The organism is Lysinibacillus sphaericus (genome assembly GCF_015844675.1).
Taxonomy (GTDB): domain Bacteria; phylum Bacillota; class Bacilli; order Bacillales_A; family Planococcaceae; genus Lysinibacillus; species Lysinibacillus sphaericus_E.
The window spans coordinates 63,503-77,496 of record NZ_LDGC01000076.1 but is presented as its reverse complement, the minus strand read 5'-3'; the positions used below and the strand labels follow the sequence as shown (position 1 = coordinate 77,496).

Sequence of the window (13,994 nt, the reverse complement as noted above, 5' to 3'; positions counted from 1 at the left end):
TTAGTAAAGAGCTATTCGATCTAGCTTCATCGTTTCCTCTGCATCAATAATGCCAAAATGATATTGCCAATAAACCTCCATATGAAAGCCTATTGGCAGAAAAATTTCTTGTACAAGCTGTACCTTTCGCTCATTCTGTTCTGTCTGCTTTTGACGAATGTATAAAAGCAGCTCATCCTGGTCTTCCGATTTCACATAAATCATGCAATTTTTAAAGAGCCTTTTCAGCGTATCCTTTAATAAGTAAATTTCTTCACCTGTCCGGTACAGTCTTAGCATGTTGAGTGCAACTATTTCTTGCTCCTTTTTCGTAAAAGCATGAATGTTGTCCCGCACCAATTTACCAAATACATCGGCCTCGATTTCCCTTAAGATAAAGCGAATATAGAACTCTCTCTTATTCATCCCCTGCATACGATCAATTTCAGCTAAAAAGTGCAATACGGTATCTAAAAGATAATTCCTAAACTCAATATCCGCAGAATTATCTGGATGGAAGAGACCATTAAAAATTCCGTAATAGCGATAATACGGATTTACTTCAACGTGCTGGTCAACATACTGTGCATTTAATAGTTGTGGACTTAGTTCCATATAAGGTGAATAGGCTTCGGCAAGATGAAAATAAATATCCTTTTTAGAAAGTCCTTCATCCTCAGCTTTAATGAGCAAATCCCAAATATAGTTCATAGCCACACACCTACACATTCATATTCGAAGAAATGTCGTTGCACTTCTGATACGAGGAAGCTTAAAATATCGTTTGCGATAAAGTTTCTCTCCTCTTTCGCCTTAAACTTTAATAGCATCGTTTTTCTATGATTATTTTCTCCTATCATTTCCGTTAAGAACGTGTTCGCGGAGTGCGTAAAGCTTGTTCCCGAGAAAGATTCCACTATTTCGACATCTACAAGCTCAAATCGATTAGCTGCCTCAAAGGAGTTAATCATACGAGTAATTTCACCCTTCGTTTTAACAGTAGCTGTATACTTGTTAGCGAATTTGTGTATAAAATGCTCGATTCTTCGATTTGATACAAGCTCGTAATTTAATTTCCCGATCTTGTCATCTTCCATCTTTGCAATTTTGATAAGCTGCCATACCCCTGACTTATCCTGGGGTGAAACAATGGTTAATTCATTGTCTGAGCGCTTAACGTAACGAACATGATTCTCTTCGGCCTCAACAAGATAGCCATGCTCGTTTCCGATTTTACGTACGGAAAGGACATGTTCAAAATTCACCTTATCGATAGCAGGGACGGGAAACCCGACATTTTTGACCTCATGGCGTTCAATATTCCATAGCGGAACCATATTTAGGCGTTTTTTGTCTTCATACTCTTCTAAATCAACGATTATTTCAGTAATTTCAGCATCCTCATTTAAAGGTGGGCAATCTTCTAAATTGACATTAAAAAATTTATAGACGAATGGATGATTAATAGTTTTCCATGGTAAGCCGTTTATTTGGAAAAGCGGATATAACTTGTTTATCTCTTGTAAATAGTCCAGATTTTGAGTAAGGCTGACCTTAATCTCTACTTGTCCTTCTGTCGTTACAAGCTTTCCATTAAAGCGACGCTGCTCAGTAAGTAACTGTTGAATTTGCATGGAATCACACGCTAAAAATAAGGTGAACAGCACTGCAGGTTCATTGTTTTTAGATAATTCAAGCAGTTTTTTTTTATTGATAGATTTACTTTCTAAATCAGCTGGTCGCATCGGGAATAAGCATTCATGAATAGGGTCAACATCCTCCCTAGAACTTAACGTCACATAAATATCAAACCTATTCTCAGCATCATCTATTTCATTGAATACGCGGTCTTCAAGCCTTTTGTTCATTTCATCCTGATAGTCGATTAAATTTACAAAAACGCCACTTACAATATCCTTTAGCAGTTGACGTTGCTCTAAATCCTCTATTTTGCGTAACCGTTCAATCATGAGCTCTTTTATCAATTTATTTTCCCTCTTTCATCACTTCAGCATCGGATGGCTCACTAGCAGCTGTCCCTGCATTCGTAGGGGGAGCTGCCTGATCAGGTGGCGCTGTATCAGCGGCTGGTGCTTGAGGAGGCGGATTTAATTTATCATTGGCGTTCATAACCTTTCGCTCAAGACCTAAAACCTTGGACAGCAGCTCTGTCTCCTGATAAATTTCCTGTGCAAGTGTATAATATTCAATTGCTTTCCCAAACTCCTGGCGTGCATAGCTCTGATCTCCGCTTTTTTCTAAGCCTTCTGCCTTTAATTCTTTCTGGGCCTTTTTCAATTCAGCAATTTTAGCCTCTGTATCTTCTATTTTTGTCTTTATTTCAGGTTCGCCAGTAAAGGCAATTGTCAGCGCTTTTTTTCTTGCCTTTTGATACGTTTCAAGAGCCCCATTGTAATCCTCTGCCTCAAATCGGAAATCTCCATCTTTCACAGCTTCAGCAATTTGTACAATAGTATCCATATTAGCGATTCTTTGTTCAACTACTGCTTTCCCAAAGTCTTTTATAAGCTTTCCTTCTTTTTTAGCCTTTTCGTATTGCTCAAGGGCATCGTTGAATTTACCTTCTTCCGCTGCTTTATCTCCACTGATAATCAGATCGGTAACTCTTAATTTTCTCGCTAGTACATTTCTATGTATTGGATCTTTCAATTTTTTAGCAGCATTTCTGCCCTCACTATATTCCAGCAGTGCCTTATCATAAGTTCCATCTTGAAAATACTGGTTTCCGCTCTTTTCATGATCTTTCATCTCGACAGTTAGTTCAGCCATTTTTTTAGCTTGCTTTGCCTGATAAAAAATCGTGCCTCCACCTACGACCAAAGCTAGGATTAATGCAGCTACAATCATTTTGATGTATTTCATTTTTTTCTTATTTGTTTCCTGGTAAACCTTGTTAGCAAATATAGCTGCGACTGTGTAATTATTGACCACTTTCTTTTGCCTGCTTAACAGGACCTCTTCTAATACATCAATGTATTTCTCAGGCTCTTTTGCGTCTTCCAACGCATCTGCCATTTCAATTTCATTGACATCTTCCCAAAAGCCGGCTGTACAAAGCACTAGTACATCGTCATCCATTAACTTCATTTTCTTTGAAACAAAAGGCTGGAACTCTTTTGGTTTACCCAAATAGTTTAGTAAATTAGTTCTTTCCTCATGCTGGCTAATATCAAGCGAACGGTTCCTATCATTCACTATTTCTTGCGCTAAGCTTTGATCCGTGCTTTTAAACGTTAAAGTCCCATTACGGAAATGATATAATCTCGAATTTCCTGCAACGGCAACAATCATCTTTGAGTAATCCGAGACGACAATGACAATACTAGCCTTCAACCTCACCCTTAAACTTTGAGCTTGAAGAATATCTTGTGCATATTTTAAGTAATGTTTAATTTTCCGTCTGGACATGGATGGCTTTTCCATGAATTTTTCTAAAATTGCCTTTACTGCAAGCTCTGCACTACTTATTTCCTGATCAGAATCTAACCCTTTTACAGCTACCCAGCAGGCAACATCGTCCAGCTCTGTATAGGCAAAGTAATCTTTATTTTGCAAAAATGAGCCCGCTTCGGATAAAAAGCTTGTTTTAAAGTTGCTATTTTCCTTTCTCATGATTACTCCTCCTCATTTACTGACTCATTTAAAGACATATGTGAAATGATTACCATGTTTTTTCTAAAATAACGATGGTTGCATTATCTTGATTTTTTAAGCGTTTTTGTTCAACGGCTTTTATCATGTCTTGAGCAATATCATAGGGAGTAGCTTGCTGAGAGAGAATTTTCTCCATTTCAACCTCTGTTAAAGTATCATAGACGCCATCACTAAATAGACATACTTTATCCCCTCTATTTAGCTGAATTGGACTTTTTCCGATATCCATATTTTTAAAGCCTTCATACCCTAAATAATTGATAAGTCTCTTTTTCAAAGGATTTTCCTGCACCTCAAGCTGAGATATTTCGCCAGATATATATCGCTCCGTTAACACCGATTCAAAAATATGCTTTTGATTGATGGCCTTAAATTCTCCATTTCGGAAAATGGTAATGACACTATCTCCAACGGCTCCCCAATGAAGAAATCCGTTATCATCAATAACGGCTGCCACTAATGTAGTACCACCGTTCGAGCCATTTAAATTTTCGACAATCATATGATTACTTGCAAAAGCGGCCTCCTTAAAAAATTTTTCTAGGGCATTTAGACCGCTCAGCTTTTTAAATTCTTCAATAAATGTATTGACAGCAACCGTACTTGCCATCCTACCGTTTGCTAAACCACTGATGCCATCTGCTAGTACAGCAATTGTTCCATCTTTCGTTTCTGCTGTAGAGAAATAATCATCCTGCTCATCACGTCTGCCAATCGTTTGACCATTTCCGATTGCTATTTTTGTTTTTTCATTTTGTTGCGCAAGCATGTTTCTAACGATTAATAATGCAAAAAGTACAACGATAAAAATAAGTGCAATTATGTATGGCAGTAGTTTCTCATCCATCCGTCATCATCCCTCACTGTTGTTGTTTTCCCATTCAAAATGAACACCACATAAAGGAATAAAGAGAAACATACTTCCGCCTAACTGAATTACATCATACGCTGCTAGCTCCGTTGGCGTATAAACCGCTTCATTGTTAAGATAAGCTAAGCCTGATGCATCTCCAGGAAGTAGATAGAAATTCCTTTTTTTAGGATCATAAACAATTACAGCATGGTTACGTTGAGAAATCGAATTGTCTCCAACAATACGAATGTGCATATCCTCAGCTCTACCAATAAAGTTTTTTTCCGATAAAATTCGATAGTCTCGACCCATTTGAGGTCCTTCAATACAAACTAGCCATCCTGTTACCGGATCAATGCCATCCATTTCTCCAAGGTATGGCATTGTTTTATCATCTAGTTCTGCTACAGCTGTTTGCTGACTACTTGGTCTTTGCTCCTGTTCCACCATTACGTTGCAATACGGACATACATTTCTATGTCTTCTAGAACTAAACATGTGACCATTTGTGCATCTAATCAAACTCATTTTCGCTATCCCCCGTCTATTTTTACGAATTTACTTGTCTCTATTTCACTAAAATTCGTGTATTTGCTATGTATATCGTGTCTCCATTACCTATTGGGTAAGGGTTTTCATGTTTTATTCTGTTTTTAACACGCTTATGAGCCTTTTTTATACCAACGCCATTTACCGAATCAATATCCTCTATGTACCATACTCCTGAAACATTATTTAAAACGGCATGTTCATAGTTGATAAGAGATTCATATTCAGTACCATTTAAATCAATATCTGCCTTATTGTCAGCGGAACTTTTTCCAATAAGTAATGATGTTTGATCACCGATTTCCCATTCATCTATTTCAGCCCCTCGTTCATTGAGGAGAACTAATTTTCGAATTTTCTTGTTTGCCACTTTGTAATCTTTATCTCTAGCTTCATACTTTATAGAGCCATAAATTATTGCTAGTATGCCCAGCATTAGTCCAATAATTGTTTTTAAAATAAAATCCTGATTCATGACAAATACGTATAGAATGAAAAAGAAGGTGATTATGACAATTATGATATCGATAATTTTTATAATCATTTGTTTCTTTGCATTTTCAGTGTATGCATCCATTGGTATCACACTCCTCCATACTAGCTATGGCTTCGTTTACTTGTTAAAAAAACGTTCAAATAAATCAGTTGTATCTAGTGGATTCTTCTTTGCATTCTTATTAAGGGTTGATCCCGTTTCTTTTGTTTTAGGATTAAAACCAAAAAAATGCTCAAAGTTCTTTTCAATATTGTTCATATTAAAATCTGGCTTTTTTTCAGTAGACTGTGGGCGTGAAGACTGTTTTTCAGTTGTTTGTCCCTTGCCCCAACTTTGACTAGCTCCATCTAGTTGAGCATCATATGCTTCTCTTGAAGCTGGATCCTTAAGTACTTTGTATGCCTCTGTCACTTCTAAAAAAATCTTTTCTGATTCTTTGTTTCCACCGCTCACGTCTGGATGATGTTTTTTTGATAGTTTTCTGTAAGCTAGTTTTATTTGTGCTTGCGTGGCGTCTCTACTGACACCTAAAGTTTCGTAATGCGTTTTCATATTTTCCATCCCCAATATTAGGATTATTCAAAATTATCTAAGGAACTATAAAAGTCCCTTAGATAATGTGGAGTTGCTATCAAGCTGCAATCTTAGACAGCGTAGCCGCCTTCGATTTTTGCCAAGTCTGTTTTGTCTTTCTTTTGCTTAATGAATAAGTAGAATTCACCAATACCTTCTGTGTCACCATACTTTTCTGAATAGTCAACAACGAAAGCATTTGGGAAGTGAATTTTTCTTACTACTTGATCAGCAGAAATAACTTCTAACGTTACTTTACGGTAACAGTCAGCTTTTTCAGCTGGTACTAATGACCATAATCCTAATTTCATCGTGTCATCAGAATTATCACCATCAGTTGCAGTAAGAATTTTACCTTTTACTTTTAAAGTTGCTCCTACATCTGTAGAACGTGCGTTAGAGTCATTTGGCGTATCTGTTTCATACTCAACAGTCATAATGCTATCTAACCCTAATTCAATTGATTCTGATCCTTCTACTTTTAATACAAAACCCATTCTCATTACCTCCTGAAATTTGTTTGAATCGTCTCAAAAAATTGTTTTGGGTGAAAATGTATAACTTGTTGTATACATTCCTCTATGCCTAATGTAAATACATGAAGCATGGAGAAATATGTAATGTTTTCACCTTACAATTAATGGCGGATTCTATTTATGTTAAAAGATTTATGAAAAAATCTTAAACATACGACTTAAAAAAATTTTTAGTGTATGTGTAAACTTGTTAGGCCTTAACAGCACTACTTGCCTTTGTAATCATGACTTCAAGATTCTTCACATTACCGTTAAACACTAGGTCAATCTGACAAGTGCTTGTTTTTTCATCGATAATGTAGCCGATGTCATCTCCATCGTGAATAATGGAGTTTACATAGCCTTTATCATTAATCCATTTACTTTTTTGACTACTTGGATTATTACTAAAGAATCGAACGATATTTTCGTGTTTAAAGTCACCAGATTGGAATCGTAAAATTCTTTCAATATACGTACTCACTTGAGTTTTGTAGATTGAATCGAATCCATCTTCCTCCATCGCTAGACTTCTAGCTTTATACACTGTAATACGTTTAATGTCTTTATCTTGAAGCTGTGCATTTTCTGATGAGAATACAAAGCCAAAACTTCTGCTGTTAATGGCATCTTTAATATTATTAGTAAATCCTGAGATTTCTTTTGCCATTGTTGTAACGGCTCTTAGTGAGTTATCACCAGCTTCAATATCGAAGCGTACGCCAGGATTATTTCTCTGAACGTTTTTGAAAGAGTCTTTCAAATATTCCGGACATTGATAAGCTGAGACAATACCTGCCGCTACATAGCTAGCACCAACATAAACGCCCTCTATCCAAAGTTTTAAAATATCTTCTTTTTCTTTAGATAATCGCGCTCCATTTTCTGTTGTCTGCATTCTTGTATCAATGATTACGCCTGATTTATCTTTAGGAATAATCGTGAAGTTTGGTAAACATGGTATCGCAAACTCACTATAATCTTTTCGAATAAGCACTGAGCATTTATCGATCAAGCGATCAATACCTGCAGTAGCAATTCCATTAAATGTCGTTTCTTCTTCTGCCATGAAGTTGAAGAAAATCTGTATTTTATAATCTTTCACAGTATCAAGAAGGATGGATAACGATTCCATTGTATTGCCATCTTGCTTGGCAACCTTATCGTTCCCTTTAAATCTAGCTCTACTTACTTTCATTTTTCCTGAAGCTTCTAGCTCTAGTGCAGGGACAATTCCGTACCATACTGTATCTGTAAAGTCATTTTTGGAGTTAACTGTATTTAAATACGTGCGTAATCGTGGTAGATTATTACTTTTAACGAGCATATCTAACTTTGTATTCGTTACAAGTAACGAGGGCTGCATACCTTTGTTTTTAGTTGCATACTGATCAAAGTACATTTTTACACCTAATAGTTTTTCAACTAATGGCTTCACTGTTTTTACAAATTCATCCTTAGCATCCTTATAGAATTCCAAGTACGTATTGTAGTTTTGTACCTCTGTCTCTACATCTAATTCAGCTCTCACAGCTGGCAATGGAGAGAAAGTTCTTACGACTAAATCTTTGACATAAGAGGATGGTGATTCTGTAATCGCCTCATAGTCCTCTTCAAAAACTGTGCTTAAACCATAGTTACTATTTTCTTCAATAACCATCAGTTCCGAGCTATTATTTTGTGGTGCCTCAATGATTTTTAACTCACCACTGTCGCCAATAGAAAGTGTCCCAATTTGTAATTTTTCGGACTCGTCTTCATCCTGATTAGCACCTAACAATAGTCTCGTTTTAATATCTTCAATTGCTAAAGGAAGCATCGCCATGACATTGTTGTAGTTTCTACTTGCCACTTCAAACATCAGGTTTAGCTTGTCCCCCGTATCCAATTTTTTTGGATCGCCTTCATCTAATTTGTCATATTCACCATATAGGTAATGGATTTCTTTTCGGACTTGTCGAATGTCGTCCATAACCTTTTTAGGAGAGATCATATCGAGCAAATTTTCAAACTTAAAATCAACGTTCGCAATGCCCTGACTTCTTTTCGTATCAATGAGGGTAAATAACATCTTTAAAAAATCATTATTTTGGTCAATTGCTATTTCAGAAATACAGTCATCTTGAATTCCTTCAGGTTTTTTTAATGTATACATAACCTTTTGGTTAGCAGCATTGTAGAATGAGTAAACCGTCGGAGAAAACTTATCTAAAAACTCGTCGAAGCTTTTAACAAGAAGATTTTCATTAATTTCTTTAATTTTTTCATCACTAAGACTGTCAATTCCTTTTACATCTCCAACAAGCGTAATTAAATCCATTTTTTCAGGATTAATTTCCTCAAAGAGCATGGTTCTGTTTGTTTGACTAATAATCTCCATTCAGTCGGCCGTATGATTATACAGCCATCCCTCCTTTTTGTAACGAATTTCGAGTAAGCATAGTCATAAGTGAGTCGCAAATAAAATATGATGATTGCGTATAAAATCAACCAATAAGAAACTAATAAGTAACAAAATGGTAATTACAGACAAAGAATCAGTAGTTATTTATGATTTTGTATGTAATTATGTACACCAGTTACTCAATACTAGAATTCTGATTCTATAATTTTACATACTTATTTCACTGATGACATTATGTATCACAAAGTAACTATACAGTATCTAATTTCATTGTCAATATTTACATTAGTATATTCTGTAAAATAAATGTATTTAACTGGTTGTATGGTAAAAAATGAACATGGTAAGATTTATGACTTTTTTATAGAAATAAATGTATTTATTCTTTATTTTTACTAAAAAAACAGCTTATGGCGTAAAAATTAGTAGTCCATAAGCTGTATTTCAAAAATATGTTTCAAACTCAAAAATAAAACTATAGAACCACTTATTTAATAAAGTAGTCATTTAGAACCAAATGATTCGAAATAACCCTTCGTCTTTTTTACAATATTTTCGAAATTGATGGCCATTTCCATAATTTTAAGTGAAGAGCACCGTTTTTTTGCATGTACTGCCAGCCCCCACATAATAGTTCGGGATAAAATAATACTCACTTTTTCATTATATCTTCTCACATCCTCAATTTTGTCCTCGATTATGCGTTGTGAACTATCCATTGGGATAATATTTGTTAAAGAGTAATAAAACGTTGCTGCTAAACTATAAATATCTGTATATACACCTTGCTCAGATTTATTCGAGTATTGCTCTAAAGGAGAATACCCTGTGCTAGTGAATATTTGATGATTCTCGGCAGTTTTATTAAAAATAGCCGAACCAAAATCTAGTAAATATGGATTACCTTCAGAATCTACTATAATATTACTTGGTTTAATATCACGATGAAGTATGCCCTTTTTATGTAAATAGCCTAAAGCACCAATTAGAGGAAGGAATATATTAGTGTACAAATGCTCCCTATCATTAATAGGAAAATCCTTTAAATATTGATCTAATAAAGTTCCTTCATAATACTCCATCACGATATAAATCGATTCATTTTCTTCAAAGTGGTGCATATATTTGACGATATTGTGATGATTTATTTGCTGCATAATTAACGCTTCATTTAGAAAAATAGCTTTTAAATCCTCGAACTTCTGCTTTGTTGAAGGTAAACGATTAACGACTGTTTTATTATCTAAATCCCGTAAAGCTATGTCATTGGGAAAGAACTCTTTAATAATTAGCTGATTCCCTTCATTAATATTCTCTGCGATATAAACAAATGACAATTTACTAGTAGCAAGTACTTCTTTTAATTTATATGTATCTTTCAAAACACTGTTTATTGGTAAGTTCAATTCAACTTGAGTCGCTTGCATTTTTGTTCTATCATCCCTTTCAACACATAAATTACGAACTATCTGGTAAAATCATCACCATAACTCGTGGTTATTTCGCCTTTCATTTAGTAGGTGTTGGGCACACACTGATAGGAGAACGCATCCACACATTTCACCACTTTAGAGATAGGAGTCTTCTACTAATAAAAGATAAATAGCTTTATGTTTTAACAAATGTCATCCGCAACTTTTGTTTATGACCATTATTTTAACTAAAATACAAATTAATGTAAGTATATCAACATACACTCTTATATTAAATAGTTCTCTTATAGTAGTTCTGCATTAAATGCGGAGGTTAGACACAATTTAAAGTCGTAGATATGTTTGTTTCTTTTCAGCACTTTGATGGTTCTATTCATCGCTTTGACGGTTCTATCCGGCACTTTGACGGTTATATGTGGCACTCTTGTGGTCCTATCCTTTTTAAGGCAAAATGAAGAGGCATGAGTTCATATATTATCGAACTCATGCCCAAACCACTGCCAAATGACCGTATCTAACTTTTAGGGGTCACTTCACTTTACAGTAAAACTTAATAAAATTTTATACTTTCAATTTTCTCAATATGAGCTTTTCAAAGTATTGTAATCTTTCATTTCATATACTTACACAGTGTTTTCTATAGCAAGATTGATTGATTGTTTGCTTTTCTTGATGTCAATCACATGTTTTAACTCCAGAACAGATATTGAAACACATTGTTAATCAAAGATAATAGCCCTACAATCAAAAATCCTGAACCAACAATTTTTTGAGTTTTATTTTTTCTCTTTCTATTTAACAACAAGATAATTAATCCAATCAAGACACAGACGATGCCGAAAATAATAAAAACGACATTCCCCATTTGAACAACACTTTCATCCACTCTTGGTAAAAACGACGGAATTGGCAATCCAGATAAATACATATTTTTTCTCCATTCAAATTTAAATTTTATAATCTATTAACATTTCCGGTTGTTGTTTTAATATTAATTTCATTGGTTGGGTCACCCACGATTTCTGAGCTACATCTTCCATTTTTTACGATACTTTCAACCTTAATACAGTAATCACTTAAGCTTGGATTGATTGTTAACTCAATAGCTCCTGTGGTTGTTTTGATGAATTCCCTACGGAACAGCTTATTATGAATAACTGTTATTTTCCCTGTAGTGCTTGAAATAAGAGCTTGGCTGTTGTCATCTTCACTATCTAAGCTACCCAATGTGATATCTCCAGTTGTTGATTTGAGGGATACATCTTTTCCAACTAAAGATCGAACAGTTATATTTCCTGTATCGGTTTTAAAAGAGGCATTTGGAATAATAAGATCATCGGCTATGATTGAACCTGTTGTCGATTTGATACCTACTTGCCCCATATAAGATTCTGGCAGTTTAATTTGAACATAAATTCCATTGAAGAAATTTAAAGGCATTAAAGAATTTTCTCTTTTCAATTGAAGAGAAAGCTGGCTACCTTTCAAATTCTCTGTAAAGACAAATGATTTTGCCTGTTCTCTATTCGTAAAATAATATTCAATTTCCAGATGATTACCGGGAATGTGTTCAATCTTTCCCTGACCTCTCTCAAAAAATATATTCAGTTGGTCAATCTTAGATAAATCAAATTTACACGTTTTTTTTTCTGACTCAATCCCTTTAGACTGATAATTGGCATAAACTTTTTTAGCTAATAAACTAGAAATTGTAACTGACGACACCAGAGAAATTAATTTTATAGGTTTCATATTCACACCTCTTTTAGTTCATTCTCTATATTCATAAATTGATAGAATCTGGATGTTGGTTGATATAATTTATTAAATGATCCTGCATCAACGACTTTTCCATCTTCCATAAAGATTATTGAATCATACTGAGATAGTAAGTTTTGATCCAATTTATGCGTAATTGTAATCAATGTCTGTTCAGGAATATCTAGTAGATCTTTTTCTACCTGATAGGCCGTCTGCATATCCAATGCAGAGGTTCCTTCATCCAGAACTAGCAAAGGTGATTGACGAATCAATGCCCGTGCCATGACAATTCTTTGTTTTTGTCCGCCCGAAAAATTAGAGCCATTTTCTTTTACTGGTATGTCTAATCCGGTTTCATCTATATCAATAAATTGAGAAACACCGCTGGCTGCCACTGCAAGCTTTTGCTCTTTTTCGGTATAAGTCTTGCTCAAACAAATATTATGGGCAATCGTTGTATTGAATAGATAAACGTTCTGATGAATAATAGAACATAAATTCTTTATCCCCTTCTTATCTATCTTTCTAATTTCTTGATTATCATACAAAATTTCTCCATCATAATTGGTTAAAGTTGACGTTAGTAGATTGATCAGTGTAGATTTTCCACTGCCGCTTGGTCCGACTACAGCATATTTTTTTCCTTTTTCAAAAATCAGATTTATATTTGATAATACAGGCTGATTTTCTTTATAAGAGAATGAAAGGTTTTTACAGGCAATCTTATCCGAAAATGTTGGCTGAGGTAATGCCACTGTTTCCTCTATTTTTTTCACCGCCAATTCTTCTACCTTTGCGATCAATGGGCCGACACTCTTCATTTTTGTAGTATTTTGCATAATCATGATTACTGGACTAATAAAAATGCTAGTCAACTGAACAATAGCTACTAAAGATCCTAATGTCATTTCTTGGTGTAGTACTTGATAGGAACCGATGAAAATAACCAAAAAAATAGTTCCCATAGCAATCACTTCAGATAGTGCTTCATTAACAGCTAATAATTTATCAAATGAAAACTTTGTTTTTACAAGACTCGTGTTAGACTTTTCAAATTCATTAGTACTATCAGATTCCATTTCATAATCTTTGATTACTTCAAAGCCTGAAAATAGATCTTTCGATTTTTCTGTGAATAAAGAGGCTTGAACGGAAGTTTTCTCCTGTTTCGTCTGCAATGGTTTACCGAACAGCGCTGGTACTACAGACATGATGATTAGGCAGCCGAATAAACTAAGCGTGATTATCGGACTTAACGTCAGTAGAATAACTAAGGCGAATACAAATACAAATGCATTCTGCAGACATAAAAGTAATGGTTGTAAAAAGTTTTCCTCAATTGCTTTAACATCATTTGTAACGATCGATAAGTAGCTAGCTGTATTTTTTTCAGCGAACTCCTGATGATTTTTCCTCATCACTCCGAGAAAAACATCCCTTCTCATAGAGTAGACAATTTTCTTTATCAATTGTTTTCCGCATAATGAATACAGGTATTTTACTAGACCCATCCCTAGGAAAAATATGATCGAAAGATACATCATATTTTCGAACATCGAATAATCACCCTTTGTTGCTGCATCAATAATCTTTTGCAGCAGCAATGCAATCAATGCCGTAGAAGCTCCACTTAAACCTCCCAGTATAGTCGTAATAAGCACAAGCCCTTTATTCTGCTTAAGGTATTTCTTCATATTTCATCTCCTCAAATTATTTAACATGCAGAGGCAAAACATTGTTTGAGTAGAATGTTTTA

Annotated in this window: 13 protein-coding genes; all 13 read right to left on the bottom strand. The window is 34.8% G+C overall.

From position 1 onward, the window contains the following. Positions 1-696, bottom strand: coding sequence for an iron-dependent peroxidase (locus ABE34_RS20040; RefSeq protein ID WP_197144212.1), 696 nt, complete (start codon positions 694-696; stop codon positions 1-3). After that, positions 687-1,964: a normocyte-binding protein gene (locus ABE34_RS20035; RefSeq protein WP_241747218.1), complete on the bottom strand. Its 1,278-nt coding sequence runs from the start codon at positions 1,962-1,964 to the stop codon at positions 687-689. Before ABE34_RS20035 ends, ABE34_RS20040 begins: the two co-directional genes overlap by 10 nt. Position 1,965: 1 nt before the next feature. Then, on the bottom strand, positions 1,966-3,612 hold the full coding sequence (locus ABE34_RS20030; RefSeq protein WP_197144211.1) for a serine/threonine protein phosphatase: 1,647 nt from the start codon (positions 3,610-3,612) through the stop codon (positions 1,966-1,968). Between the two features lie 49 nt (positions 3,613-3,661). Then, on the bottom strand, positions 3,662-4,501 hold the full coding sequence (locus ABE34_RS20025; RefSeq protein WP_197144210.1) for a PP2C family protein-serine/threonine phosphatase: 840 nt from the start codon (positions 4,499-4,501) through the stop codon (positions 3,662-3,664). Between the two features lie 6 nt (positions 4,502-4,507). Beyond that, the gene (locus ABE34_RS20020; RefSeq protein ID WP_079562902.1) at positions 4,508-5,035 is read right to left on the bottom strand and encodes an FHA domain-containing protein; all 528 of its coding nucleotides are present in this window, start codon (positions 5,033-5,035) and stop codon (positions 4,508-4,510) included. 40 nt (positions 5,036-5,075) lie between these two features. Next, positions 5,076-5,633 (bottom strand): FHA domain-containing protein, encoded by a 558-nt coding sequence (locus ABE34_RS20015; protein WP_197144209.1) that lies wholly within the window; start codon positions 5,631-5,633, stop codon positions 5,076-5,078. Between the two features lie 36 nt (positions 5,634-5,669). Beyond that, positions 5,670-6,104, bottom strand: a complete 435-nt coding sequence (locus ABE34_RS20010) for a J domain-containing protein (RefSeq protein ID WP_197144208.1) — start codon at positions 6,102-6,104, stop codon at positions 5,670-5,672. 92 nt (positions 6,105-6,196) lie between these two features. Further along, the gene (locus tag ABE34_RS20005) at positions 6,197-6,622 is read right to left on the bottom strand and encodes a membrane-associated protease 1 (protein ID WP_197144207.1); all 426 of its coding nucleotides are present in this window, start codon (positions 6,620-6,622) and stop codon (positions 6,197-6,199) included. Positions 6,623-6,851: 229 nt separating this feature from the next. Further along, complete coding sequence (locus ABE34_RS20000) at positions 6,852-9,020, bottom strand: transcriptional regulator (RefSeq protein ID WP_079562898.1); 2,169 nt, start codon at positions 9,018-9,020, stop codon at positions 6,852-6,854. 527 nt (positions 9,021-9,547) lie between these two features. Beyond that, positions 9,548-10,471 (bottom strand): serine/threonine-protein kinase, encoded by a 924-nt coding sequence (locus tag ABE34_RS19995; RefSeq protein ID WP_197144206.1) that lies wholly within the window; start codon positions 10,469-10,471, stop codon positions 9,548-9,550. Between the two features lie 694 nt (positions 10,472-11,165). Continuing rightward, complete coding sequence (locus ABE34_RS19990; RefSeq protein WP_197144205.1) at positions 11,166-11,405, bottom strand: LPXTG cell wall anchor domain-containing protein; 240 nt, start codon at positions 11,403-11,405, stop codon at positions 11,166-11,168. 26 nt (positions 11,406-11,431) lie between these two features. Next, entirely contained in the window at positions 11,432-12,229 is a 798-nt protein-coding gene (locus ABE34_RS19985) for a DUF4097 family beta strand repeat-containing protein (protein ID WP_197144204.1), read from the bottom strand. A gap of 2 nt (positions 12,230-12,231) precedes the next feature. Further along, a complete protein-coding gene (locus ABE34_RS19980; RefSeq protein WP_197144203.1) occupies positions 12,232-13,932 on the bottom strand; it encodes an ABC transporter ATP-binding protein in 1,701 nt (566 codons plus the stop codon). Positions 13,933-13,994 lie beyond the last annotated feature (62 nt).

Excerpts from the sequence above, each read along its gene's own strand:
- ABE34_RS20030 (WP_197144211.1), bottom strand. The coding sequence starts at position 3,612 with ATGAGAAAGGAAAATAGCAACTTTAAAACAAGCTTTTTATCCGAAGCG.
- ABE34_RS20025 (WP_197144210.1), bottom strand. The coding sequence starts at position 4,501 with ATGGATGAGAAACTACTGCCATACATAATTGCACTTATTTTTATCGTT.
- ABE34_RS20020 (WP_079562902.1), bottom strand. The coding sequence starts at position 5,035 with ATGAGTTTGATTAGATGCACAAATGGTCACATGTTTAGTTCTAGAAGA.
- ABE34_RS20015 (WP_197144209.1), bottom strand. The coding sequence starts at position 5,633 with ATGGATGCATACACTGAAAATGCAAAGAAACAAATGATTATAAAAATT.
- ABE34_RS20010 (WP_197144208.1), bottom strand. The coding sequence starts at position 6,104 with ATGAAAACGCATTACGAAACTTTAGGTGTCAGTAGAGACGCCACGCAA.
- ABE34_RS20005 (WP_197144207.1), bottom strand. The coding sequence starts at position 6,622 with ATGGGTTTTGTATTAAAAGTAGAAGGATCAGAATCAATTGAATTAGGG.
- ABE34_RS20000 (WP_079562898.1), bottom strand. The coding sequence starts at position 9,020 with ATGGAGATTATTAGTCAAACAAACAGAACCATGCTCTTTGAGGAAATT.
- ABE34_RS19995 (WP_197144206.1), bottom strand. The coding sequence starts at position 10,471 with ATGCAAGCGACTCAAGTTGAATTGAACTTACCAATAAACAGTGTTTTG.
- ABE34_RS19990 (WP_197144205.1), bottom strand. The coding sequence starts at position 11,405 with ATGTATTTATCTGGATTGCCAATTCCGTCGTTTTTACCAAGAGTGGAT.
- ABE34_RS19985 (WP_197144204.1), bottom strand. The coding sequence starts at position 12,229 with ATGAAACCTATAAAATTAATTTCTCTGGTGTCGTCAGTTACAATTTCT.
- ABE34_RS19980 (WP_197144203.1), bottom strand. The coding sequence starts at position 13,932 with ATGAAGAAATACCTTAAGCAGAATAAAGGGCTTGTGCTTATTACGACT.